Raw genomic sequence first — 23,225 nt, 5'->3', positions numbered from 1 at the left:
GCCCGGTGTTCGGATCCTCGTGGAATCAGAACTGTTCGTAGGTGCCGTCAGCGTACACGACGCGGCTGGAGCCCACATTGAACTGACCCAGCTCGGTGCTACCCTTTTTGATGGGCACCACGGTGTCACTGCGTTTGGCCACGAAGCCCACACCACCGGCCGTGGTGGTCAAGGACAGTTGGTCATTGGCCGGCGTGGTCTTGGAGCTCAGCAAGGTGAGGAGGAACGTGGTCGCGCCTTGGGTGTAGCGCCCCGTCACGGTGACCTCACCCAGCGTAGGCTGCAGGGCTGTCAGATTGACAGCCAGCGTGTTGGCACCCGTGGTGGCCAAGGTGCCGTCCAGCTTCATATCCCAGTTCACGCCTGTATCCGTGGGCATGATCAACGTGAGCGTGCCATCGAACAACTTGGCGCTGCCCGTCATGTCGGTCAAGTACCCGATCAGCGTGGCGTTCTTCGGGCCGTTGTGTGTCGCGGTCTGCTCAAAGTTGCTCAACACCAAAGTGCCACCGATCTTGTACCCGGTCTTGAGTTGCGCCTCCAGGATCAGGTTGGCCGCCTTCGGCTGGGTGGGGCCAGCCACATTCGCTTCTTCAATGTAGCTGCCTGACTTCAAGCTGACACGCGACTGAACATTGGTGTCGCTGTACACACTTACATCGCCGGACAGGTTGTAGCGCGTGGTTGTTGCGCCCACCACTTCGCCCAAGGTGAGGGCCACCTTCTGGTGAGTGCCTAGCACGACGGCTGTCTCTGTCCCGGTATCCCAGTTGGACTCGATCCCCGGCGCCAATTCACCAGTCACCGTCAGCGCATTTTGACCTGAGACAACCGTCAAGCTACGAGGACTTGCGCCACTTAACAAATCCTCTGTTCCAAGCACCAGCGGCGATGCACTGATAATTAGAGCGCGACCCAGTCTGGATTTGACGGTGTATCCCGCGGTGCCTCCGTCTATCACCCCAAAGCGGTGATAAGCCATGAAGGGCTGGCCACTGGTATAACCCAATCGCTGAACCACACGGCAACCCAGATAGGCCGTACGCGCCGATGCCGCTATCTCAAAATTGTCACTCGTGAAATACCGGCAACCTGAAACCGGCTGGCCGTTCCACCACACACCGGAATTCAGCTGAAAATTGAGGCCTGTCGCAGGATCTTCGTGAGCCGTGATCGCTTCCGACAAAGCGGTCAACAAGGTCATCGTGGAGTCATCTAGGGGCTGAGCCACACCACGACTGGCATCCGCTACAGCCTGCACCCGTGTCGCCAAAGAAGTGGCATCCGACTTGTTGGAAAGTGCGGTAGCGGTAGCGCGTACGCTCGCGATCAGCGTCTTGGCCTCCTGGATCGCGGTTTGAGTTCCGGCCACCACCGTCACAGTCGCAGGCGGCGTCGTCACCGGCGCTGTGGCTTTGGCCAGCTCCAGTGGATCCGAAATGGAGATATCGCTGGTCGGCAACGAATTCAATGCAGTGGCCACATCATCCGAAGTGGTGGAGTCGGCCAGTTTCGTGACGACACAAGCAACTCGACTCAATTGATCCGCCGCGTTACACCCAAGGGCGCTGTCGCTGGCCAACGCCGAAAGTGCTGCCAATTTGGCCCCAGCCGCATTGGTGGCCACCACGTCCCCTCCGACGTTAGCGAAGGTCGGCTTGTCCGTCAGGATCGAGATGCCGGCAAAAGCCGAGACCGAACCGTTGGAGGCGGCCACCACGTCCGGCTTCAAACCTCCGTTGGCTTCGGCCAGCGTCACAGCCATATTGGTAAACGGTGTGATCTGCGCGCTGGTTTCACCCTTGCTGTCCAGATTGACCGCTGCACGCAAAGCGAAACCACTGCTCGCAGGCACATCCAGTTGTAGATTGGTGGCCTCATCGACCATCTTGGTCCCAGCCTGGGGAGTGACCTCCAGCAAGACCAACGCCCCCGCCGGCAACCCCGTCAGGGTGTAACTGCCATCCGTGGCGCTGGTGGTGACGCTGGCCAACTTGTTGCCTTTGGTGCCGTCCGCGTTCACCGCATAGGCCGTCACCACGGCATTGAGCAGCAAGCCCTTGGACGCCACGCCCGATACCGCCACCGTGGACGGCGTGCCGCCACTGCTGCTGGAACCACCACCGCCGCCACAGGCAGCCAAGGCCAACAAGGCCGCCATCGACAGGGCCGTGCGACTGCGCGCCCAAACATTCATGCTTGCCATCATCTCTTCTCCTGATTAGACGCCCTTCGGCGCCGAACACTCACCCAAGGTGACGACAGAGCGTCCGACTCCCCCAGCGCGAGCTAATGTTCTCATTTATACACCGACATTTACATTGGTTTACATGCACTTTCGCACGCACTCAACACCCCTTAGGGGGGATGTGCAGTGCACCCCGCCTCTGATATGCCTCAGCTTGCCCACCCCACCTCCGCACCACAACCTCGGGAAGTTCCTAGAATGTGAGCCTGCCGACACATCCGCCGGCCTTTCAAGGTGAACCAAAACATGACGACCCCTGAGCAAAAACGCGCTGAACTCAAAAAGGCGGCGCTGGAATACCACGAGCACCCTACCCCCGGTAAGCTCGCCATCAGCGCCACCAAGCAACTCACCAACCAGCGCGACCTGGCGCTGGCCTACTCGCCCGGCGTGGCCGCGCCCTGCGAGGAAATCGTCGAAAACCCGGCCACTGCCTTCAAGTACACCTCCCGCGGCAACCTGGTGGCCGTGATCACCAACGGCACCGCCGTGCTGGGTCTGGGCGACATCGGCCCGCTGGCCGCCAAGCCGGTGATGGAAGGCAAGGCCGTTCTGTTCAAGAAGTTCTCCGACATCGATGTGTTCGACATCGAAATCGACGAGAAAGACCCTGAAAAGCTGGTCGAGATCATCGCCTCGCTGGAGCCCACCTTCGGCGGCATCAACCTCGAAGACATCAAGGCGCCGGACTGCTTCTACATCGAGCGCAAGCTGCGCGAGCGCATGAAGATCCCCGTTTTCCACGACGACCAACATGGCACCGCCATCGTCGTGGGCGCCGCCATGCTCAACGGCCTGCATGTGACCGGCAAGGACATCAAGCAGGTCAAGCTGGTCGCCTCGGGCGCCGGTGCCGCGGCCCTCGCCTGCCTGGGGCTGCTGGTCAAGATGGGCTTCCCGCGTGAAAACATCTGGGTCACCGACCTAGCCGGCGTGGTCTACGAAGGCCGCACCGAGTTGATGGACGAAGACAAGGCCTTCTTCGCCCAGAAGACCGACCTGCGCAAGCTGTCCGAGGTCATCGAAGGCGCCGACATCTTCCTGGGCCTGTCCGCCGGCGGCGTGCTCAAGAAAGAAATGGTCGCCAAGATGGCGCCCAAGCCCATCATCTTTGCCCTGGCCAATCCGAACCCGGAAATCACCCCGGAAGACGTCAAGGCCGTGCGCGACGACGCCATCATGGCCACCGGCCGCTCGGACTACCCGAACCAGGTCAACAACGTCCTGTGCTTCCCCTACATCTTCCGCGGCGCGCTGGACTCGGGTGCAACGACCATCACGGATGAGATGGAAATCGCCGCGGTGCGCGCCATCGCCGAGCTGGCCCGCGCCGAGCAGAACGAGGTGGTGGCCGCTGCCTACGCGGGCGAGTCGCTGAGCTTCGGTCCTGAATACCTGATTCCGAAGCCGTTTGACCCCCGCCTGATGATGAAGATCGCACCGGCGGTGGCCAAGGCGGCGGCCGATTCGGGCGTGGCCTCGCGCCCGGTGACCGATTTCGTGGCCTATGGCGAGAAGCTGCAGAGCTTCGTCTATGCCTCGGGCACGACGATGAAGCCCATTTTCAGCGTGGCCAAGCGCGCCAAGGCCAAGCGCATCGCCTACGCCGAGGGCGAGAACGAAGGCGTGCTGCGCGCCGCCCAGATCGTGGTGGACGAGAACATCGCCCGCCCGACCCTGGTGGGTCGACCCGAAATCATCGCCCAGCGCATCGAGAAGTTCGGCCTGCGCATGAAGGCCGGCGTGGACTACGACGCCGTCAGCGTCGAAAACGACCCGCGCTACCGCGAGTACTGGCAGACCTACCACCGTCTGACCGAGCGCAAGGGCGTGACCGAGCAGATGGCCAAGATCGAGATGCGCCGTCGCCTGACGCTGATCAGCTCCATGTTGCTGCACAAGGGTGAGGTCGATGGCCTGATCTGCGGCACCTGGGGTCAGACCAGCATGCACCTGGCCTACATCGACCAGGTGATCGGCAAGCGTGAGGGCGTCAAAACCTATGCCGCCATGACGGGCCTGATCCTGCCGGGTCGCACGGTCAACATCCTCGACACGCACATCAACTACGACCCCACGGCCGAACAGCTCGCCGAGATCACCATCATGGCGGCCGAGGAGATGATGCGTTTCGGCCAGCGTCCGAAGGCGGCCCTGTTGTCGCACTCGAACTTCGGCTCCAGCAACGAGCCCTCGGCCGTGAAGATGCGCCAGGCCCTGGCCCTGATCCAGCAACAGGCCCCCTGGCTGGAGATCGACGGCGAGATGCACGGTGACACCGCGCTGGACGAGCCCTATCGCCAAAAGCTGATGCCGCGCAGCACCCTGAGTGGTGAGGCCAATCTGCTGGTGTGCCCGAACGTGGATGCCGCCAACATCGCCTACAACCTGCTCAAGGTCGCGGCCGGCAACAACATCGCGCTGGGCCCGGTCCTGCTGGGTGCGGCCAAGCCGGTGTGCATCCTGACGCCCTCGGCCACGGTGCGCCGCATTGTCAACATGACGGCGATGACGGTGGCCGACGCCAACGCCACCCGCTGAACGTGACGCGGCCAGGTGCCGCTGAAAACAGCCCGGGCTTATAGCACAGGCTGTCAACCCCCCGTCAAAAGGCCCCGGTTAGCCGCTTTTCAGCGGCCCGGGGCCTTGAGCTTTTGGGGGGTTTTCGATAGCATGATGGCTTTCACGTAGAGCTGTTGTGCTGAGTGCAGAACCCTTCACGACCCGGCTGTCAGGGCCTTCCCGCCTGACTTCGCGGTCTGCGGCTTTCCTGGCTGGACTGGTGCTGGGTGTCGCCGCCCACTGGATGCCTTCAGAGGCCCTGGCGCGACGCTCCGATCCCACCCAACCGCCGGCCGTTGAAGCCGTGGTGCCGTTGTCGGCGCTGCCGGTTCAAGCGCAAGTCGTCCACCGACGCATTCTGGCAGGCGGTCCCTTCCGTTACGCCAAAGACGGCTCGGTGTTCGGCAACCGCGAACGCCTCCTGCCCCGTCAGCCACGCGGCCACTACCGTGAATACACCGTGCCCACCCCAGGTGCGCGCGACCGCGGTGCGCGGCGCATCGTCTGTGGTGGTAAAGAAATGCGTCAACCTGAAACTTGTTTCTACACCGAGGATCACTACAGCAGCTTTCAACGCATCGACCCTCGGCATTGACCGTTCCGGTCCCCCTCCGCTCTTTTTTCTTTGACCCTCAACTTTGCCTCCCGGCCCCCGGAGTCTTGCTCCTGGCGCTGAAGGCCCCAAGCGATCATGTTGTTGCAATCCGTTCGACCCAACATCGTTCAAGCCATCCGAGCCTTTCGCCCGGAAGAACTGCAACAGGCAGCCCACGCGGTTGGCCACCACTTCCTGTACACGAACCTGAGCGCTGCGAAGGACAAACAGGACGTGCTGGACATCATTGCTCGCGACTTCCTGTTCCCGGATCACTTCGGCAAGAACCTCGACGCGCTGTACGACTGCATGACCGACCTCGTCCACAAGTCGGGTCCGCAGCCTGGCTTCGTTGTCGTGCTCGAACTCATCCCCGGTGACAACGCCTGCGACCGCGAAACCCGCGAGCAGCTGCTCGACGCCTTCCGTGATGCCGCCGACTTCTGGAGCGAGCGCAAGATCCCCTTCCGCGTGTTCTATTCCATGGCTGTGTCGGGCAAGGAATCGGCCAGCAACTGGGACAAGGCCGATGTGGCGCAAAATGACCCCAACGTGAAGCCTGTGAAGGTCTCCAAGAACGCCACGCCGACCATCGTGATGAACCTGCCACCGATGAGCAGCGTGTTCGACACCGCCGCACTGCTGAGCGCCGCCTGACCACGCTAGGCGCAGGCGACCGGCCACGCGCTGACAAAGGGCCCCTCCTCACGGATGGGGCCCTTTTGCTTGGGGTGACGCCGCGGCGCGCCGGCGCGATCAGGGAAGATCTTGCGCCACACCGGGGGCCGACACCACCCGCGGCCCGATGGTGTCGCCCAGACGGCGTTTGAGCGCCAGGGGTTGCCCGCTCAGGACGTGGGCATACACGGTGGCGTTGGCCAGCACCTTTTTGACGTAGTCACGGGTCTCGGCAAACGGCACGTTCTCGGCCCAGGCCGCTGCATCGACCGTGCTGCCTTCACGCCAGCGTCGTGGGCGGCTGGGGCCGGCGTTGTAGGCCGCTGCGGCCATGGCTTGCGTGCCCTCGAAGTCATCGAGCACCAGCTTGAGGTAACCCGCACCGATGCGCAGGTTGGTGGCACGGTCGGTCAGCAGCTCAGGGCTGTAAGGGATGTTGAGCTTGCGCGCGGTCCAGGCGGCTGTGGCCGGCATCACCTGCATCAGCCCCGAGGCCCCGACCGACGAGCGGGCCGCCACCAGAAAGCGTGACTCCTGGCGAATCAGCCCGTACATGTAGGCGGGGTCCAACCCGACTTCGGCGGCAGCGGCGAGCACCTCGTCGTGGAAAGGCGTGGGGTAGCGTTGGGCCAGGCTCACCGCCTGGCGGGTGCGCTCGCTGGAATTGATGCAGCGGTCCCAGATCTCGCGGCGGCACGCCACTTCGGCCACGGCCAGCAGTTCACGGTCGCTCAGGCCACCCGGCTTGGTGCGCGACAAGGTGAAGTTCCACTCGCGCACCGCCTCGGTTCGCCAGCCCAGCGCCAGCAGGCGCAGCGCACGGTCGATGCCGGGCTCCGCTTCGGCGCGGGCCAGTTCCGCATCACTCAGTGGAGCGGGGGGCACGGGTGGCGCAGCTGGGCGGCCTTGCAAGGCCTCGGCAGCCAGTTGTCCGTAGAAGGTCAGCGGGTCAGCGACCTGGATCAGGAGTTCACGGGCCTGCTGGCGCAAGGCCGCGGCAGCCGATGGCGTTTGCGCCGCACGGGCCTGCAGCGCCCGCGCCTGCCAGTATGCCCAGGCCGGATCGCGGCGCTGTTCGGCGGACATGGCCGAGACGGCTTGCTCCACCTGGGGCCAGCGGGAGGTGTCACCCGCCGTGGCCGCACGGATGGCACTGCGCACCATCCAGGCCAGGGTCTCCTCGGACCAGGCCGCCGCGCCGGGCGACAACTCGCCCGCGCCCGCAGCGATGCCCAGATCGGTCCAGGCCCGCGCATAGTGCGCTGGCGCCTCGGGCAGCAGCCGCCATGCCGCGGTACGGCCCAATTGCGACCAGGCCCAGGCGGCCTCTTCGGCGCGCCATTGCCAGCGGGCGCGGGTGGCGGGATCGGCGATGGCAGCGGCCGCCGCGGCGTGGTCCACGCTGGCCCAGCGGATGAAGGCCAGCAGGTTGAGCGGGCCTTCCGATTCCGGCGGGATCGTCAGCGGGATGCTGGCCAGCGTGGGCTTGGGCAGCTGCTTCTTGCGCAGCACACTGGTGGCGGGTTTTTTCGATGCCTTCGTGCCCGACGACGGAGGCCCCATCGAGGCGCCCGGTGCGCCGCTGGGCGGCTCTCCCGCCGACATGAGGGGAGCGGTGAGCGCGCCAGGCTGCAACACGGCCTGCGGCGCGGTCATCAGGCGCGCAGCCACCTGGGCCACTGCATCGCCGAGGTGGCGCGCCGATTGCTGCACGGCCTTGGGCTTGTTGGTCTCCACGACCAAACGCAGCTTGTGCCACACATCGTCGGGTGTGAGCACCCCGGCTTTCAGCAGCGCGCTGGCCATGCGGTCGCAAGCCTGGTCTGCATCCTTCTGGTCCCACCAGGCCTGCTGGGCCTGGCTGCGCCAGATGATCGCGGGCTGGGCGGTGGGACGGGTCTGGTAGCGCGCCAACACGTCCCAGCATGCCACCTCGCGGTCGTCGGCCATGCGGAACTGCGGCTGGATCCGCAGGAAGGTCACCCAGTCCTGGCGACGTCCCAGCTCCAGCAACCAGTCGTTGCGGCCCCGGTCGGCCACGTAGCTGTCCGGCCAGCGCGCGAAGAAGGCGTCTGCCTCGGCCACGCTGAGGGTGGGCAGGCGCAGCATCAGCGACCAGTAGTCGGCCCAGGGGGCCAAGGGGTGCTGCGTGCGGATCAGCTGATCGCGGGCGGACAGCAGCGCCACCGCGTCGCGGGTGCGCCAGGCCTCGCGGGCCGCCATGATGGCGGCATTGTCCGCGCCGTCCGTCGCGGTCTGCGCGGAGGCGACGGGGACCGAGGCGCCCCAGGCCAGGGCCATCGCCGCCAGCATCCGGGCGGCCGGGGCCGCATACTTGAGTGTGAATTTCAATGGAATGTCTCTCTGTGATGACCTCACCCGCCCCGACTCCCGATCGTCCTGCCCTGCGCCGCCGCCTCTTGGCCGCACATCAAGCCTGGTGCGCCACGCCTGCCGGCGAGGCCGCACAAGCGCAGCTTGAACAAGGTCTGCTGGACGTGCTCGCGCAACTGGAGCCCGATGTCCTGGGGGTGTACTGGCCCATGAAAGGGGAATTTAACCCAAGGACACTGGCCTTGCGCGCCCAGGCGCAGTGGGATTGCCGCCTGGCCTTGCCCTTTGCCCAGCGCGAACCGGTGGCGATGCATTTCCGCCCCTGGGATGGGGGCGAGTTGAGCAGCGTAGACGAGTGCGGTCTGCCCAGCCCGACGGGCAAGGCAGTGGTGCCCGATGTGGTGCTGGTGCCCTGCGTAGGCTTCACGCCCGAGGGCTACCGCCTGGGCTATGGTGGCGGCTATTTCGACCGTTACCTGGCCGCGCACCCCGGGGTGACCGTGATCGGCGTGGCCTGGGAGCAGGCACGTTTGAGCCGCGAGGAGCTGGCCCCGCAGGCACACGACCTGCCGCTGATGGCCGTGGTGACCGAAGCGCGGGTGTGGACGCCGGACTGAGGCCGCAAGCCGCTCAGGCGCGCGCGGGGAAGACCGGCCACATCGCCACCACGCGCTCGCCTTCGACCACGGCCATGTCCCCGAACTGCTGGAGCACCGCCTCGCTCTGCGTCGGACGGAAGAACACGAGGTCATCAGGCTGCAGGCCCTGGCGGCCCGAGCCCACATAGAGCTGCTGGTTGGACGAAGCCCCGATCAGGGCGCTGGCCTGCAAGCCCGCCGGCGAGTCGGGCTGTGCCAGCCAGTGCCCCCCGTGGATGAAATGGGCGACGCGCTGGTTGGGGTCCCAGCCGCGCAGCAGCGTGCCCAAGGCCCCCACCCCGTCGGGCGCCCGCCAAGGGGCCACCTTGAGCACTGGCGTGGCGATCCAGACGGCGGGTTGCAGATCGGCCAACAGGGGGGTGTCGAAGTCGCTGGGTTTGACCAGGGCCGAGCCCAGGGCCACCTCGTTGGCCGCGCCCCCGGCCTGGTGCAGGCGGTAGGTGGGGGAGCCGCCGGTGTTGAGCGTCAGCCGCGCGGGGTCGCGGGCCAGCGGGCTGGCCCGCATCGCGTCCAGGCAGGCCCGGTAGCGCTGCTGCACCTGGGCGCGTGCCGCCGTGCGCAGCCCACCCAGGTCGGGGATTTTCTCGGTGTGGGCGTCGTAGCCCATGAAGCCGGACCATTGCAACCAGGGTTCGCCTTGCAGCAGGCCGATCACCTCGCGCAGCGACGCGTCGTCGGGCAGACCGCCACGGTGCAGGCCCACGTCGATTTCGAGGTTGATGCGCAGCACCTGCCGGCGCGCCCGGGCGAGGTCGCGGTACTGGGCCAGCCGCGCCGGGGTGTCCACCAGCCATTGCACCTGTCGGATGGGATCGAACCCACTGCGCGGGGGATGCGCCAGAAAATGGGCGGCCGCGGCCACCGGAAAGGGCTTGCCGAGCAACACCTCGCTGCGCGGCCGCTGCTCGGCCAGCAGTTGCAGGTAAGGCAGGTTGAACACCATCTGCCGCTCGGTGCCCAACAGGGTGGACAGCTCATCGAGCAGAAGCAGGCTGGGCAAGGATTTGTTGACCAGACGCAGCGCCAGGGCCGCATCGAGGTTGGCGCGCACCTGGCGGGCATTGGCGTGCAGCTGCGCGCGGTCGAGCACCAGCGTGGGCTGGGTGAGACCGGCCTGGCGCAGGGCACGGCTCAGGGCCTGAAAGCGTGCGGCATGGGGCGCCCCGGCCTCCTGTGGGCGCACAGCCCAGACCGCTGCGCCGCTCCCCAGGGCAGCAGCGCCCAGCCAGCGTCGGCGTGTCCAGTTCGGCATGTGCAGGTCCTCAGGTGATGCCGAACACCTGGCGCAGGTGGGCATTGAGCAGGCGCCCCTGCGGGTCGAAGCGCTGGCGCAGGGCAGCGAAATCGGCCCAGCGCGGGTAGAGCGGGGCCAGGTCGGCGGCGCCCAGGCGGTGCAGCTTGCCCCAGTGGGGGCGCCCCTGATGCGCACGGAAGATCGGCGTGAAATCGTCGATCAGATAGGCCCAGGCCTCGTCGGCCGCGGCATGCACGGCGATCGAGCAGCTGTCTCGGCCGTGGAAGGGGCTGAGCCAGGCGCCATCGCCCCGGACAAAGCGGAACTCCAGCGGGAAGAAGGCCTCGTTGCGCTGCTCCAGCCGGTCGACCACCGCACGCAGGCAGGCCAGTCCCTGCTCACGCGGCACATGCCATTCGGTTTCCTGGAAGCGGGTCGGGCGCACCGACGACAACAGGCGGTGGGAGCGATGACGGGCCGATTCGGTGAGCTGGGGGTCGATGGCCTGCTGGGCCACCCAGCGGCGCAAACGGGGGAACCGTCCCAGCCAGTCACGCAGCTGCTTGAGGTCGCTGAGGACGTCCTCATCGGCTGATTTCGGCAGGGCCAGGTCCGTGCCCTGGTACAGGTCATGGCGGATGCAGGCTGCGTAGCCAGTGAAGGGCAGCACATAGAACTCGAAATGCCGGTGGCGCTGCGCCAGCTCGGGTGCCTCGGCCAGCGCCTGCTCAACCGGCATCAGCCAGACGTGGCGCGCCAGGTGGAAAGCGGGCACCACGCGCAGGGTCACACGGGTGACCAGACCCAGGCTGCCCAGCGAGACGCGGGCGGCCGCCAGCAGCTCCGGGTCGCGGCGGGCGTCGATCTCGACGAGCTCCCCGTCCGGTCGCACCAGGCGCATCCCCACGACCTCGTCGTGCAGGGCGGGCAAGGTGGCGCCCGTGCCGTGGGTGCCGGTGGCGATGGCGCCGGCCAGGGTCTGCACGTCCACATCGGGCTGGTTGCGCAGGGCCAGACCCTGGGCGTCGAGGGCCCGCGCCAGGGCGCCGATGCGCGTGCCGGCGTGGGCGGTGACGGTCATCGCGGCCCGGTCGACCGAGACAAGGCCATGAAGGCGGTCCAACGACACCAGGGTCTGGTCGGTGGGCACCAGGGCCGTGAAGGAGTGGCCCGCGCCAACCGCACGCACCTCGCCGCGCGTGCGACGCAGGAGCTGCTGCACCTCGGCCTCGTTGGCGGGTGTCGCCCAGGTGGCCGGCGTGGCCTGCTGCAAGCCCGACCAGTTCTGCCAGCGGCGCGGCGCCGCGGGCGCACGCGTTGGCGTCTGTGCATGGGCCTCGCTGACCAACCATGGCGCCAGGGTCCCGCCCCGCAAGGCGTCGACGAGGCCCAGGGCGGCAGCGCCACTCAGCAGCTGTCGGCGATTCAGGTGACGTCGGCTCATCGGGGGGTGCTCATGAAGGTGATCAGGTCTTGCAGCTCGGCATCGCTGCAATCGGGGCACAGGCCCATGGCGGGCATGCCACGCAGGCCCTCGCGGGTGTGGGCCAGCAAGACGTCCGGGCCCTGCTGCAGGCGCGCCTGCCACGACGGGGCATGGCCCGTCAGCGGTGCGGCGCTGCGCACGCCGTGACAGGCGAGGCAGCTGCGCTCGTACAGGGCGGTCAATTCAGGTCGGGCCGGACGCAGCCGCTCGGCGGCCAGCACATCGGCATCGGTGGGTGGCACCGGAGCCCGCTCACCGCAGCCACTCAAGCCCACGGACCAGGCCAAAGCCCCAACGGTCCCCCAAGCCACCCATCGTCTCTGCAGGGACCGATGCCCCCGCGCGGTACACCAAGACTTCACCAACGCACTCCTGCCTCTCAGTCCACACGGAAGGCGCGGCTCACGCCCGTGTAGGGGTTGATCGCCCCCGTCCAGCCGTTCTTCCAATGCCCGTCGTGACGCAAGCGGTAGCTGCCGACGGGCGTGCCAGCAGGGATGCGCCACACCACATCCACCACCGAATAGGCGATCCCCTCACGGCGCCACTGGTAGCTGGTCTCCCAGTCCCAGTCCTGGGCCACGGCCACCCATTGCCCGTCCTGCCAGCGCTCGACCCGCAGGAAGCTGTCCTGGGTCTGGAGGTGGTTCTTGGGATGGCCGCTGCGGAAGCTCGCCTTCACCACCTGACCCGCCTGATAGGCCGGCAGGGCGTCCTGCAGCACCTTGCCAAAGCTCTCTCTCAGCGGCTTGTCATCGAAGGCCACGCCCGGTCGCGTCAGGCGCAGCGCCGAGGTCCGGTCACGCGGCGGCAGACCTGGCTCCACGGCTGCGCCACTGACCATGGCCTGCGTCAGGTGCGCCACGGTCTGCTGGACGGCGCCGAGCGCCCAGGGCCCAAACTCGTTGGAGGCGCCTTCATAGTGCTGCATCTCGAACTCTTCGCGGGTGGTCAGGTAGCCGGCATAGCTGTTGGACAGGCCCGCCACCACCACCGTGTCCACCCCCTTGGCGGCCAGTTGCTGGCGCACCTGGGCGCGCAAGCGATGCCCGACCATCGTCGTCGGCTCGAAGGGCAGCCCGACGATGGCCAGTGCGCCGACCTGGATCACCTGGATGGGCAGCACCGACGGCACCCAGTCCAGGGCCCCGGTGGGCAACAGGGTGGGCTTGGGCGACTGGCAAGGGTCACTGACCACCGACGAGATGCCGAAGAACGCCGTCTGCACCAGGCCACCCAGCGGCGAGCTCGCAAAGGTCTGCAGGGCCGTGCCCAGTTGGGCGCTCGACGTGGTCATGCCCTCGGTGATGCCGGGGATGTTGGACGGGCCGTTCTCACCACCGGCAGCGAACGACACCCCTCGGGCCGCCGTGCACAGCACCGCGCCACCGGGCTGACTGTAGGCGGGCGCCACGGCCAGGCCGGGCATTGTCACCCACTGGTGGCGCAGGTCCACCACCCCGGGCAGGATGCGACCGGGCGTGGTGTACAGCTCCCAGGCCTTGTGGAGCTGGCGCTGGCCCGCCGCCTCGGCATTGGCGTACTCGTTGGGCGAGCCCTCGTAGCCCGGTGCCGAGTAGGCATTGCCATCGGTCGGAACCACATCGCCCTCATCGGCATTCGCAAAGGCCGCGACAAAGGTCTCGGAGGCACTGTAGTTGACCCCCTTTCGCCGCTCGAAGAACTGCGACGCGTAGCCCTTGTTGTCACCGCTGATATGGGTGAACTTCATGCTGAAGCTGGTCGGGTGGATCGCGTACCAGTTCAGCATGCCAACCTCACGCCCATTGTCCTTGCGGAACTTCAGCACCGTCATGGTCTTGTTGGTGTCGTGCCCCAGCGCGGCCGCATCCGGATTGGCGCGGAACGCTGGCAGCGAGCGGTTGCGCGTGGCCCCCAGCAAGTTGCCTTCCACCAGTTCGATGCGACCCGGTGCGAGGTTGCGGTGCGCGCGCTCGATGGCGGCCACGATGCCCGACACCGCCGCCTCGAAGCTCTGGGCGTCATAGCCGGCCCCACTCTTGTCGGCCGCCGCCAGGATGTAAAGCGTGTGGTGCGCATGGCCACCACTGCCCACATGCGTGTGGGTGGCCGAGAGCATCACGTTGTCGTGGCGGTACAGCGCGCCATAGCGGGCCTGCAGTCGCTGGATGACGGCGAGCTTCAGGGACTCGTGGGCCGCGCCCAGGTCCGCGTTCACGAACACCGCACGCGGGCCGCCCTGTGCGCCCTGCATGATGAAGGCACGGGCCCGCAAACGCTGGTGCAGGCCATTGACCTCCTGCTGCGCGGCATAGCCGAACATGCCCGTCTCGGCCGCCGGACCGGTGATGTCGTACACCCCCGTGCCAATCAGGAACTCACCGGCCCAGGCCGGCGCCGCCATGAGGCCCGTCAGGGCCAAGGCACAAGCCGTGGCAATGGCACGCACACGACGACGCATGAAAGGCAGGCAAACAGGCATGGCGGCAGCTCCCGATCGGTTGAACACGTGCCGTCATGTTCGATAGTGATTACTATCCAATCATCGGGACTTACCCGTGAAACGAGCCCGGCTCGGGGCCCATGCCAGAATTCCCGCATCGATACGGGGCCAAAAGATGCCAAGCACCCTTTCCACGACCCGTCCGTCCGCACCGGACCTGGACACCAAAACCCTGCCGCGCCAAGGCCGCGCGCAGGAAACCTTCGAGCGCATCCTGGCCATCACGGCCGATCTGCTGTCCGAGGTCGGCATCGAACGCCTGTCCACCAACCTGATCTGCGAGCGCGCCGGGCTCACCCCACCCGCGCTGTACCGCTACTTCCCCAACAAGTACGCGGTGCTACACGCCTTGGGGGAGCGCCTGATGGGCGCGCAAAACAGCTTACTGGCCCAATGGGCCACGCCCGAAACCCTGGCAGCGCCAGCCGCCGAATTCGAGCGACGGCTGCTGGTGCTCTTCGCTGACACCCTCGCGCTGACCGACGCGTTCGCGGGTGGGGTCTGGATCATGCGGGCCCTGCGCGCGGTGCCCGCCTTGTACGAGGTGCGGGTGGCCTCCCACCGCCACGTCTCGCAACTCATCGAGCAGGCCTTCCTGAGCGCGCACCCTGACATCGACCGCACCCAGGTCCAGACCTTCGCCCGTTTGGCCGTGGAGATGGGCTACGCCGTGCAGGAGATGCTGAGCGATGAGCCCGATCTGGACGCCCGGGTGGTCATCCAACGCTACGCCGCCATGATCACCCGCGAAGTGATGGACCTGCGCGATTCGGCACGCTGAAGCGCCCCCACAGACGAAAAAAAGCCCCGCACAGCGGGGCTCGGAGCGCGGCGCCACGAGGGCGCCGGAATCAGACCGATCGGGAACGATCAGGCCGCCAGACGCTGGGCCAGCTTGGCCTTGGTGGCGGGCATTTCGGCGGGCAGGTTGTACGACAGCTGGGTGAACAGCTCGTCGTGCAGCTTGAGTTCTTGCTCCCAGGCCGCCTTGTCGATACCGATGACGGACTGGAACTGATCCTTGGTGAAGTTCAGACCGTTCCAGTTGATGTCTTCGTAGTTGGGGCTCAGGCCGAATGCGTTCTCGGTGCCGTTGGCCTTGCCTTCCAGGCGACCGACCATCCACTCCAGCACGCGCATGTTTTCGCTGTAGCCAGGCCACACGAACTTGCCGTCAGCGCCCTTGCGGAACCAGTTCACGCAGTAGATCTTGGGCAGAGCGTGACCAGCGGCCTGCAGCTTGGCGCCCAGGTTCAGCCAGTGCTGGAAGTAGTCGCTCATGTTGTAGCCCATGAAGGGCAGCATGGCGAACGGGTCACGGCGCACCACGCCTTGCTGGCCGAAAGCGGCAGCGGTGGTTTCCGAACCCATGGTGGCAGCCATGTAGACGCCTTCGGTCCAGTCACGGGCTTCGGTCACCAGCGGCACGGTGGTCGAGCGACGGCCACCGAAGATGAAGGCGTCGATCGGCACACCAGCGGGGTTGTCCCACTCGGGGTCCAGCGCCGGGTTGTTGGTGGCGGCCACGGTGAAGCGGGCGTTCGGGTGAGCGGCCTTGGCGCCGGTTTCCTTGGCAATCGCGGGCGTCCAGTCCTTGCCTTGCCAGTCGATCAGGTGCGCTGGGGCCTCGTCGGTCATCGACTCCCACCACACGTCGCCGTCGTCGGTCAGGGCCACGTTCGTGAAAATCACGTCACGGTCCAGCGACTTCATGCAGTTGAAGTTCGTCAAGGTGTTGGTACCCGGGGCGACGCCGAAGTAACCGGCTTCGGGGTTGATGGCGTACAGCTTGCCATCGGCATGGGGCTTGATCCAGGCGATGTCGTCACCGATGGTGGTGACTTTCCAGCCGTTGTAGCCCTCGGGCGGGATCAGCATGGAGAAGTTGGTCTTGCCGCAGGCCGAGGGGAAAGCGGCCGCCACGTGGTACTTCTTGCCTTCGGGGTTGGTCACGCCCAAGAGCAGCATGTGCTCAGCCAGCCAGCCTTGGTCGCGGCCCATGGTCGAGGCGATGCGCAGCGCGAAGCACTTCTTGCCCAGCAGCGCGTTGCCGCCGTAGCCCGAACCGTAAGACCAGATTTCGCGGGTCGAGGGGTAGTGGACGATGTACTTGGTGTCGGGGTTGCAAGGCCAGGCCACGTCTTGCTGACCTTCGGCCAACGGGGCGCCCACGGTGTGCACGCAAGGCACGAACTCGCCGTCGGTGCCCAGCACGTCGATCACGCCCTTGCCCATGCGGGTCATGAGCTTCATGTTGACAGCCACATAGGCCGAGTCAGACAGTTCGACGCCGATGTGAGCGATGTTGGAACCCAGAGGGCCCATCGAGAAGGGGATCACGTACATCGTGCGGCCCTTCATGCTGCCCTTGAACAGGGCGTTTTCGCCCGTTTGCAGCTTGGCGCGCATCTCGGCGGGCTCACACCAGTTGTTGGTGGGGCCGGCGTCTTCCTTGCGCTCGGCGCAGATGAAGGTGCGGTCTTCCACGCGGGCCACGTCGGACGGGTGGGTCCAGGCCAGGTAAGAATTGGGGCGCAGTTCGGGGTTGAGCTTCTTGAAGGAGCCGGCGGCCACGAGCTGGGCGCACAGGCGGTCGTACTCTTCGGTCGAACCGTCACACCAGACGATGTCCTTGGGCTGGGTCAGGGCGGCGATTTCGGCCACCCAGGCGATCAGCTTGGTGTTTTTGACGTAGGCAGGTGCATTCACCTGTACTGCAGCAGTCATGACTCACTCCAGAAAATGAAAAAACAGGGTCTCGACAGCACTGCTTCGCGGCTTTTTCACACCGGGGCACCACACGGCCACCCACAATGCTCTCGACACCCAGCCCAAGCGGGAACCTTCCATTTTAATCAAGTCGCCCGTTTTTGACACCCCCCTGTCATTGATCCCGACCAAGGACAGACCCCTACCCCCCCATCAAAGCGTGCCCCGTCGTTCTGCTTTTTTGTATCCTGACACGCTTGTCCGCCCCCACAGGGCCCTGCTTCGACGCCTGCCGCCATGCCTCTCTCCGCCCGCCGCACCTTCTGCACCGCCACCCTGCCCGGCCTGGGCCTGCTGGCGGCGCCTTCGATGAGCCTGGCCCAGGGACGGGTGCCGGCACGCGCCGACAGCCCGCGCATCGGCGCCGACCCCCTGCTGATCAGCACCGGCCTGACCGGCCGCTGGCAATCGTCCATGCGTCAGGACCTGGGCTGGACCGCGCGCTTCGAGGCCATGGGCACCCGACAGGTGCTGACCGCCCTGGAGCAGGGTGCCATCGACGCTGGCCTGTTTTTGTCTCACCCACGCGCCGACCGCCTGGACCAGGAAGGCCTGATCTTCGACCGCAAGACGGTGGCCCGCACCGATGTGCTGCTGTTGGGCCCGGCCACCGACGTCGCCGGCATCCGGGGCGAGACCGATGCCGGTCGCGCGCTGCAGCAGGTGCTGGCCGCCTGTCGCGCTGGCGTGGCCAGCTGGCAACCGCTGGAGGCCGACTCCCCCCTGGAGGCGCTGGCCCATCGGCTCAGTGGTGGCCAACTGCGCGCCTTGCTGAGTCTGGCGGCCAGCGTGCAGACTGGCGCCCGCTTGCCCAGCTATCGCCTCATGACCCGCGCACAGTGGCAAGCCACCCCGCCACAGGGAGAGCCCCGCAAGGTCTGGCTGGCGGGGGGGCCTCAGCTGATGCTGGAAGCCCAGATCGCCTGCGCGTTCCACGCCCGCCACCCTGGGGCCAAGCTGCTGGTGAAATGGCTGCAGTGGCCTCTTGCGCAGAACGCGGTCAAAGCCAGCCGTCCGGGTTGGCAAGGCCCCCGAGGAGGATGACGATGGACGCCTGGCTGCGCACCTGGTCGTGGTTGCCCACGCTGCCCGACGGGCAGGTCGACCTGCCCCTGCTCGGCAACGTCGTGGCCGCCAGCCTGATGGCGGTGCTGGCCCTGTTGATGTGGATGGGGCAGCGCACCCAGTCCCTGCCCCCCATGAGCCGCCCACTCGCCCACACCCTGGGTGCCTCGCGTTGGCGCAGTTGGTGGACCTTGGCGCTGCAGCTGCCGGCCCCCCGCCTGACGCGGCACCGCGCGATGGCCGCCCCGGCCCGGGCCCTCAGTGTCGAGCTGCGTCTGCAGCAACCTGGGCTCGACATCCGGGCGCAGTTTCGCGTGCCACCCGGCCGCGTCTGCGCCCTGGTGGGGCGTGAACCCGCCAGTCAAAGCGCCCTGCTGCAGGCCACCGCCGGCCTCATCCCGGTACGCGGAGGGCGCATCGCCATCGGCCAGGACACGGTGTACGACGGCTCGGCGCGCATCAACCTGCCCGTGCACCAGCGCCGCCTGGTCTGGCTGGACGCTCATGCCCACCTGTTCGCCCATCTGAGCGTGCGTGGCAACCTGCGCTACGGCCTGCCGCGCGGCACCCCACCCGCCGACGCCCCCGACTTCGATCAAGTGGTCGCCTGGCTGGCCCTGTCTCCCCTGCTCTCCCGTCGCCCCGCCCAGCTCACGGCCGCGCAGCGTGTGCGCGTCGCCCTCGGTCGGGCCCTGCTCTCCGCGCCACAGGCTCTGCTGCTCGACAACCCGCTGGGCGAGGTGCCGGCACACGAGCACGAGGAATTGCTGACCTTGCTGGGCGAGATCCCGCGCCGTTGGCGCATCCCCATGGTGCTGGTGAGCCCCCGCATGAGCGAAGTGGTGCGGCTGGCCGATGATGTGCTGGTGCTGCACGAAGGCCGCATGGCCAGCGCAGGACCGGCTGCCCAGGTGCTGTCGGACGTCTCCCTCTCGACCTTCCTGGAAGGCACCGACGCCGGCAGCGTGCTCGAAGGCGTGGTGCGCCGCCACGACCTGAACTGGCTGCTCAGTGAGGTCGATGTCGGGGGGCAGCGCATCACCGTGCCCGCCATGCTGCATCCGGTGGGCAGCACGGTGCGACTGAAACTGCGCGCCCGCGACCTGAGCCTGCACCGCCAGCCCCCCGCCGACACCAGCAGCCTCAACTGCCTGCATGGCCGCATCAGCCAGGTGATGCTGGCCGGCGAGCACGGCACCTATGGCGCCGTCGGGATCGAACTGGACCAGGCACTCGGACTGCACGGCAATGCCGAGCAACTGCCCCCGAGCGTGTGGGCCCTGCTGACCCGCAAGGCCATTCAGCAGATGAACTGGCAGCCGGGTCAGCCCTGCGTGGTCGGCTTCAAGGCCATGGCGACGGCCGTGTCCGCCTGGCATTGAGCGCGCGCCCGCCCGGGCGGAGGGAACGGGCGCATACTGCCGACCTGAGTTCCTGTTTCCGCCCTCACCCGATTGCGCCCCGATCATGTCCACGCTGCTGCCGCGCCAGATCCTGTCCGTCAACACCGCTGCGGCCACGCCGCTTGACATCGAGGGGCGTCGCATCCTCAGTGGCATCGTCAAGCGCGCGGTCAGCACCCCGGCCGACCCGCAGCGCATCGCGGTGCAGCGATTGGGTCTGGCCGGCGACGAGCAGGCTGATCTGACAGTGCACGGAGGCCTGAACAAGGCGGTTTACGCCTACCCGCACGAGCACTACGCCTTCTGGCAGACGGTGCGCGCCCAAGCGGGGGTGCAGGCCTGGAACGAGCCCCTGCCACACGGCATGCTGGGCGAAAACCTCACCCTCACCGGCCTGTTGGAAGGCGACGCCCATGTGGGCGACCAACTCAAGTTTGCCGACTGCGTGCTGGCTGTCAGCGAACCGCGCAGACCCTGCTTCAAGTTCGATGCCATCATGGGCTTCAAACAGGCGACCAAGATGATGGCCCAGTCGGGCTACTGCGGCTTTTACCTGTCGGTGATCCAGCCCGGCACGATCGCCGCAGGCGAAAGCTATGAACTGATCCCCGGCCCGCGCGAGGTGAGCATCCGCGAGCTGTTCCGGGCCAAGATGAACCGGCGCCACATGGACTGACGCGATCAGGTCCGTTCGTGAGTCGACGTCAGCAGTGTTGCCAGTCGGGTTCGGGCAGCGCCTCGACCTGCGGACGCGCCAGCAAATAGCCTTGGAACATTGACACGCCCAGCTCACGCAGGGTGTCGAGTTCTTGCGGGGTTTCGATGCCTTCGGCGATGACCTTGCAGCCCAGGGCCTTGCAGGTGCCGATCACCCCGCCCACGATGGCGCGGCGCACCGGGTCGCGGTCGATGTCACGCGTGAGCGCCATGTCGAGCTTGACAAGGTGCGGCTGGAAATCGGCCAGCAGGTTCAGGCCCGAATAGCCGGCCCCGAAATCGTCGATGGCGGTGAGGAAACCCCGCTGCTGATAGTCCTTGATGATGCGCAGCGCGTGGGCCGGGTCGCGGATCTTTTCGCCTTCGGTCAGCTCGAAGATCAGGCGGTCCGGGGGAAAGCCCACCTTGCGCGCGGCCGCCAGCGTCAGGCGGATGCAGGTGGACGGCTCGTACACCGCATTGGGCAGGAAGTTGATGGACAGGTAAGACGTCATGCCCAGGCGCTGGGCCGTGTCGATGGCCAGCACGCGGCAGGTCTGGTCAAAGCTGTACATCTCCTCCGGGGCCACGGCCGCCAGGATCTCGGCGGCCGACGCCCCGTTGGCACCGCGCACCAGCGCCTCATAGGCGAACACGCTGCGGGCGTCCACGTCCACGATGGGCTGGAAGGCCATCTTCAACGCCAGGTGCAGCGGCTTCGCGTTGCGGCAACGGATGCAGCCGACCAGGTCCTCATCGGCGTCGGCAAAAAAGTCGTTCAGAAACATGCGGCATCCTGGGCGGGCAAAACGGGGCGCCCAGTTTTACCACGTCAAAGCCAGGACAAGCCAGCGCAGGGTCAAGCGCCGGGGGCGTTCGTGACCCCCGCGGCCACATGGCCCGACGGCACGTGGGGCGCTGCGTTGTTCACGTGGCCGGTCTGATCGTCGAAGAAGAAGTCGGGCTCGAACTCGCGCAGGAACTCGCCCTTGGGCAGCCCGCCGAGGAACAAGGCTTCGTGCACCTCGATGCCCCAGTCCATCAGGGTGCGGATGGCGCGCTCGTGCGCCGGGGCCCCGCGCGCCGTGACCAGGGCGGTGCGGATGCGCATGCCGTTCGTGCCGCCGCTGGCTGCGTGCTGCTGCAGGGCGTGCAGGGCTTGCAGCAAGGGCTTGAAGGGCCCGTCAGGCAGGGGCTGCTCGGCCAGCGCGACCTCATGGGCCTGGAAGGCATCGAGCCCGCCACGTTGGTAGACCTGCTCGGCCTCGTCGGAAAACAGCACGGCGTCGCCGTCGAAGGCGATGCGCACCTCGTGGGGATGGGCCTCGCCGGCACGCGCGGCATGGGGCAGCACGCGCGCCGCCGGCACGCCCGCGCCCAGGGCCGAGCGCACATCGGCCTCATTGGCCGACAAAAACAGATGTGCCTGCAAGGGGCGCAGGTAGCGCCAGGGGCTCTCGCCACGCGTGAACACGCCGCGCTCGATCGACAGGCCATAGTGACGCGCCGAGCGGAACACGCGCATGCCCGAGACCGGATCGTTGCGCGAGAGGATGACGACCTCGACGCGTTGCGCGTCGGGCGTGTTGAAGGCCAGCAGCTTGCGCACCAGCGAGAAGGCCACGCCGGGACGCGCCGGCTCATCGACCTTGGCCAGTTGCAGGGCCATGTAGGCGCGGTCATCGGCGCCCTCAAAGAGCTGGTTTTCTTCTTCGAAATCGAACAGGGCGCGCGAAGAGATCGCGACCACCAGCTTGCCATTCAGAGAGGCGGCCATCGCGTCATTTCACCCAGGTGTTCATCTGCATGATGGGCAGCATCACCGACATGACGATGAGCATCACCACCAGGCCCATGGCCACGATCAACAGCGGCTCCAGGATGGTGGCAATGGCCAGCGCCTTGCGCGTGACCTCGGCGCCCAACTGATTGGCCGCACGCTGCAACATCACCGGCAACTGCCCGGTCTGCTCGCCCAGGCGGGCGAACATGGCCAGCAGGCCCGGAAAGCGCTTTTTGGCCGCCAGCGCCGAGGCCAGCGGCGCCCCTTCGCGCACCTGGTCCAGACAGTCCATGGCGTCAGCGCGCATGGCTCGATTGGACAGGGTTTCGGCGGCGGCCTGCAAGGCCTTGAGGATGGGCACGCCCGAGCCGGCCAGCATGGCCAGCGTGCCGGCAAAGCGCGCGGCGTTGTAGCCCTTGGCCAGGCGCCCGATGATGGGCAGCCCCAGCCAGAAGGCATCGAAACGCACACGAAAATCCTCGTTGCGACGCGCCAGCACCAGACCGGTGCCACCGCCCATCAGCGCCAGCGCCAGCAGCCACCCCCAGTTGCGCATGAAGGCGCTCAAGCCCAGCATGAACTGGGTGAGCATGGGCAGCGCCCGTTTGCTGCTGGCAAACACCTGGGCCACCTGCGGCACCACGAACACCAGTAGCGCCACCACGATGACCACGGCAAACACCGAGACGATGGCAGGGTAGAGCGTGGCGCCGATGAGCTTGGAGGTCAGGGCCTGCTGCTCTTCCAGGTCGTTGGCGAGCTTCTCCAGCACATTGCCGAGCTGGCCGCTTTGCTCGCCGGCCGCCACCACCCCACGGTAGACCTCGTCGAACTCGCGGGGCGAACCGCTCAGCGCCCGCGCAAAGGTCGAGCCCGCGTTGACCTCGGCGCGCAGGTGAGCGACCAACTCGCGCTGGCGCGGGTCTTCGGCCTCGTCGGCCAGGGCGGTCAGGGCCCGCTCCAGCGGCAGGCCGGCGACGACCAGGCCCGAGAGCTGGCGCGTCCAGATCGCCAGGGCGGTGGCGTTGAACACACGGCGTGCAAACAACTGGCCCGAGCCACCGGCATCCCCCTCGGCCACCACCGTGGGCTCCACTTTCAGCGGCACCAGTTGCTGGCCGCGCAGCTGCGCCCGCGCCGCCTTGGGCGTGTCGGCCTCGACCAGACCGTTGACGGTCTTGCCCGCGGCGTTGAGCGCTTCGAACTTGAAAGCCGGCATCGCCCGCCC

17 protein-coding genes and 1 pseudogene are annotated in these 23,225 nt (G+C 67.0%); 8 read left to right on the top strand and 10 right to left on the bottom strand.

Annotated elements, in window-relative coordinates:
• Positions 1-25: 25 nt before the first annotated feature.
• A complete protein-coding gene (locus tag WIT60_RS00605; protein ID WP_339582018.1) occupies positions 26-2,197 on the bottom strand; it encodes a hypothetical protein in 2,172 nt (723 codons plus the stop codon).
• Between the two features lie 297 nt (positions 2,198-2,494).
• Here WIT60_RS00605 and WIT60_RS00600 point away from each other — a divergent pair, with 297 nt between their 5' ends.
• The 3 genes and pseudogenes from WIT60_RS00600 to WIT60_RS00590 all read left to right on the top strand — a co-directional run.
• Positions 2,495-4,789, top strand: coding sequence for an NADP-dependent malic enzyme (locus WIT60_RS00600; protein WP_339582017.1), 2,295 nt, complete (start codon positions 2,495-2,497; stop codon positions 4,787-4,789).
• Positions 4,790-5,054: 265 nt separating this feature from the next.
• Entirely contained in the window at positions 5,055-5,405 is a 351-nt protein-coding gene (locus WIT60_RS00595; protein ID WP_339582340.1) for a guanyl-specific ribonuclease, read from the top strand.
• Between the two features lie 96 nt (positions 5,406-5,501).
• Positions 5,502-5,888 (top strand): annotated as a pseudogene (locus WIT60_RS00590) (barstar family protein); the annotation flags it as partial.
• 273 nt (positions 5,889-6,161) lie between these two features.
• On the opposite strand, the gene WIT60_RS00585 reads toward WIT60_RS00590, so the two are convergent.
• Positions 6,162-8,435: a lytic transglycosylase domain-containing protein gene (locus WIT60_RS00585; RefSeq protein ID WP_339582016.1), complete on the bottom strand. Its 2,274-nt coding sequence runs from the start codon at positions 8,433-8,435 to the stop codon at positions 6,162-6,164.
• Positions 8,436-8,452: 17 nt separating this feature from the next.
• Between WIT60_RS00585 and WIT60_RS00580 the strand changes: the two genes are divergently transcribed.
• Complete coding sequence (locus WIT60_RS00580) at positions 8,453-9,034, top strand: 5-formyltetrahydrofolate cyclo-ligase (protein WP_339582015.1); 582 nt, start codon at positions 8,453-8,455, stop codon at positions 9,032-9,034.
• A 13-nt stretch (positions 9,035-9,047) separates the two neighbouring features.
• Here the strand turns inward: WIT60_RS00580 and WIT60_RS00575 are convergent, their stop codons facing one another.
• The 4 genes from WIT60_RS00575 to WIT60_RS00560 all read right to left on the bottom strand — a co-directional run bounded on the left by WIT60_RS00575 (position 9,048) and on the right by WIT60_RS00560 (position 14,260).
• Positions 9,048-10,328: an alanine racemase gene (locus tag WIT60_RS00575; protein WP_339582014.1), complete on the bottom strand. Its 1,281-nt coding sequence runs from the start codon at positions 10,326-10,328 to the stop codon at positions 9,048-9,050.
• A 10-nt stretch (positions 10,329-10,338) separates the two neighbouring features.
• Complete coding sequence (locus WIT60_RS00570; RefSeq protein ID WP_339582013.1) at positions 10,339-11,754, bottom strand: D-arabinono-1,4-lactone oxidase; 1,416 nt, start codon at positions 11,752-11,754, stop codon at positions 10,339-10,341.
• On the bottom strand, positions 11,751-12,107 hold the full coding sequence (locus WIT60_RS00565) for a c-type cytochrome (protein ID WP_339582012.1): 357 nt from the start codon (positions 12,105-12,107) through the stop codon (positions 11,751-11,753). The genes WIT60_RS00570 and WIT60_RS00565 overlap by 4 nt, the downstream gene beginning before the upstream one ends.
• A gap of 68 nt (positions 12,108-12,175) precedes the next feature.
• On the bottom strand, positions 12,176-14,260 hold the full coding sequence (locus WIT60_RS00560) for a neutral/alkaline ceramidase (protein ID WP_339582011.1): 2,085 nt from the start codon (positions 14,258-14,260) through the stop codon (positions 12,176-12,178).
• Positions 14,261-14,396: 136 nt separating this feature from the next.
• On the opposite strand from WIT60_RS00560, the gene WIT60_RS00555 reads away from it, so the two are divergent.
• Positions 14,397-15,062: a TetR/AcrR family transcriptional regulator gene (locus WIT60_RS00555; RefSeq protein WP_339582010.1), complete on the top strand. Its 666-nt coding sequence runs from the start codon at positions 14,397-14,399 to the stop codon at positions 15,060-15,062.
• An 89-nt stretch (positions 15,063-15,151) separates the two neighbouring features.
• Here the strand turns inward: WIT60_RS00555 and WIT60_RS00550 are convergent, their stop codons facing one another.
• Positions 15,152-17,008, bottom strand: coding sequence for a phosphoenolpyruvate carboxykinase (GTP) (locus WIT60_RS00550; protein ID WP_339582009.1), 1,857 nt, complete (start codon positions 17,006-17,008; stop codon positions 15,152-15,154).
• A 279-nt stretch (positions 17,009-17,287) separates the two neighbouring features.
• On the opposite strand from WIT60_RS00550, the gene WIT60_RS00545 reads away from it, so the two are divergent.
• The 3 genes from WIT60_RS00545 (at position 17,288) to WIT60_RS00535 (ending at position 20,194) form a co-directional block, all read left to right on the top strand.
• On the top strand, positions 17,288-18,094 hold the full coding sequence (locus WIT60_RS00545; RefSeq protein ID WP_339582008.1) for a substrate-binding domain-containing protein: 807 nt from the start codon (positions 17,288-17,290) through the stop codon (positions 18,092-18,094).
• 2 nt (positions 18,095-18,096) lie between these two features.
• Positions 18,097-19,497, top strand: a complete 1,401-nt coding sequence (locus WIT60_RS00540) for a molybdenum ABC transporter ATP-binding protein (protein WP_339582007.1) — start codon at positions 18,097-18,099, stop codon at positions 19,495-19,497.
• 85 nt (positions 19,498-19,582) lie between these two features.
• Positions 19,583-20,194 (top strand): MOSC domain-containing protein, encoded by a 612-nt coding sequence (locus WIT60_RS00535; RefSeq protein ID WP_339582006.1) that lies wholly within the window; start codon positions 19,583-19,585, stop codon positions 20,192-20,194.
• A 28-nt stretch (positions 20,195-20,222) separates the two neighbouring features.
• On the opposite strand, the gene WIT60_RS00530 is transcribed toward WIT60_RS00535, so the two are convergent.
• The 3 genes from WIT60_RS00530 to gspF form a co-directional block, all read right to left on the bottom strand.
• A complete protein-coding gene (locus WIT60_RS00530; RefSeq protein ID WP_339582005.1) occupies positions 20,223-21,002 on the bottom strand; it encodes an EAL domain-containing protein in 780 nt (259 codons plus the stop codon).
• Positions 21,003-21,073: 71 nt separating this feature from the next.
• Entirely contained in the window at positions 21,074-21,991 is a 918-nt protein-coding gene (locus tag WIT60_RS00525) for a 5'-nucleotidase (RefSeq protein ID WP_339582004.1), read from the bottom strand.
• Positions 21,992-21,995: 4 nt separating this feature from the next.
• Positions 21,996-23,216 carry a type II secretion system inner membrane protein GspF gene (gene gspF / locus WIT60_RS00520; RefSeq protein WP_339582003.1) on the bottom strand — a complete coding sequence of 407 codons (1,221 nt, stop codon included), beginning with the start codon at positions 23,214-23,216 and terminating at the stop codon, positions 21,996-21,998.
• Positions 23,217-23,225: the final 9 nt, after the last annotated feature.

The sequence above is a fragment of the Aquabacterium sp. G14 genome, from assembly GCF_037482285.1.
Taxonomy (GTDB): Bacteria; Pseudomonadota; Gammaproteobacteria; order Burkholderiales; family Burkholderiaceae_C; genus Aquabacterium.
Note: the sequence above shows the minus strand (reverse complement) of the source record. Positions and strands in the feature narration are given on the sequence as shown.

What these genes read in the sequence shown, in the direction of transcription:
- WIT60_RS00605 (WP_339582018.1), bottom strand. Translation starts at nt 2,197, where the DNA reads ATGAATGTTTGGGCGCGCAGTCGCACGGCCCTGTCGATGGCGGCCTTG.
- WIT60_RS00600 (WP_339582017.1), top strand. Translation starts at nt 2,495, where the DNA reads ATGACGACCCCTGAGCAAAAACGCGCTGAACTCAAAAAGGCGGCGCTG.
- WIT60_RS00595 (WP_339582340.1), top strand. Translation starts at nt 5,055, where the DNA reads ATGCCTTCAGAGGCCCTGGCGCGACGCTCCGATCCCACCCAACCGCCG.
- WIT60_RS00580 (WP_339582015.1), top strand. Translation starts at nt 8,453, where the DNA reads ATGACCTCACCCGCCCCGACTCCCGATCGTCCTGCCCTGCGCCGCCGC.
- WIT60_RS00575 (WP_339582014.1), bottom strand. Translation starts at nt 10,328, where the DNA reads ATGCCGAACTGGACACGCCGACGCTGGCTGGGCGCTGCTGCCCTGGGG.
- WIT60_RS00570 (WP_339582013.1), bottom strand. Translation starts at nt 11,754, where the DNA reads ATGAGCCGACGTCACCTGAATCGCCGACAGCTGCTGAGTGGCGCTGCC.
- WIT60_RS00560 (WP_339582011.1), bottom strand. Translation starts at nt 14,260, where the DNA reads ATGCCTGTTTGCCTGCCTTTCATGCGTCGTCGTGTGCGTGCCATTGCC.
- WIT60_RS00555 (WP_339582010.1), top strand. Translation starts at nt 14,397, where the DNA reads ATGCCAAGCACCCTTTCCACGACCCGTCCGTCCGCACCGGACCTGGAC.
- WIT60_RS00550 (WP_339582009.1), bottom strand. Translation starts at nt 17,008, where the DNA reads ATGACTGCTGCAGTACAGGTGAATGCACCTGCCTACGTCAAAAACACC.
- WIT60_RS00545 (WP_339582008.1), top strand. Translation starts at nt 17,288, where the DNA reads ATGCCTCTCTCCGCCCGCCGCACCTTCTGCACCGCCACCCTGCCCGGC.
- WIT60_RS00540 (WP_339582007.1), top strand. Translation starts at nt 18,097, where the DNA reads ATGGACGCCTGGCTGCGCACCTGGTCGTGGTTGCCCACGCTGCCCGAC.
- WIT60_RS00535 (WP_339582006.1), top strand. Translation starts at nt 19,583, where the DNA reads ATGTCCACGCTGCTGCCGCGCCAGATCCTGTCCGTCAACACCGCTGCG.
- WIT60_RS00530 (WP_339582005.1), bottom strand. Translation starts at nt 21,002, where the DNA reads ATGTTTCTGAACGACTTTTTTGCCGACGCCGATGAGGACCTGGTCGGC.
- WIT60_RS00525 (WP_339582004.1), bottom strand. Translation starts at nt 21,991, where the DNA reads ATGGCCGCCTCTCTGAATGGCAAGCTGGTGGTCGCGATCTCTTCGCGC.
- gspF (WP_339582003.1), bottom strand. Translation starts at nt 23,216, where the DNA reads ATGCCGGCTTTCAAGTTCGAAGCGCTCAACGCCGCGGGCAAGACCGTC.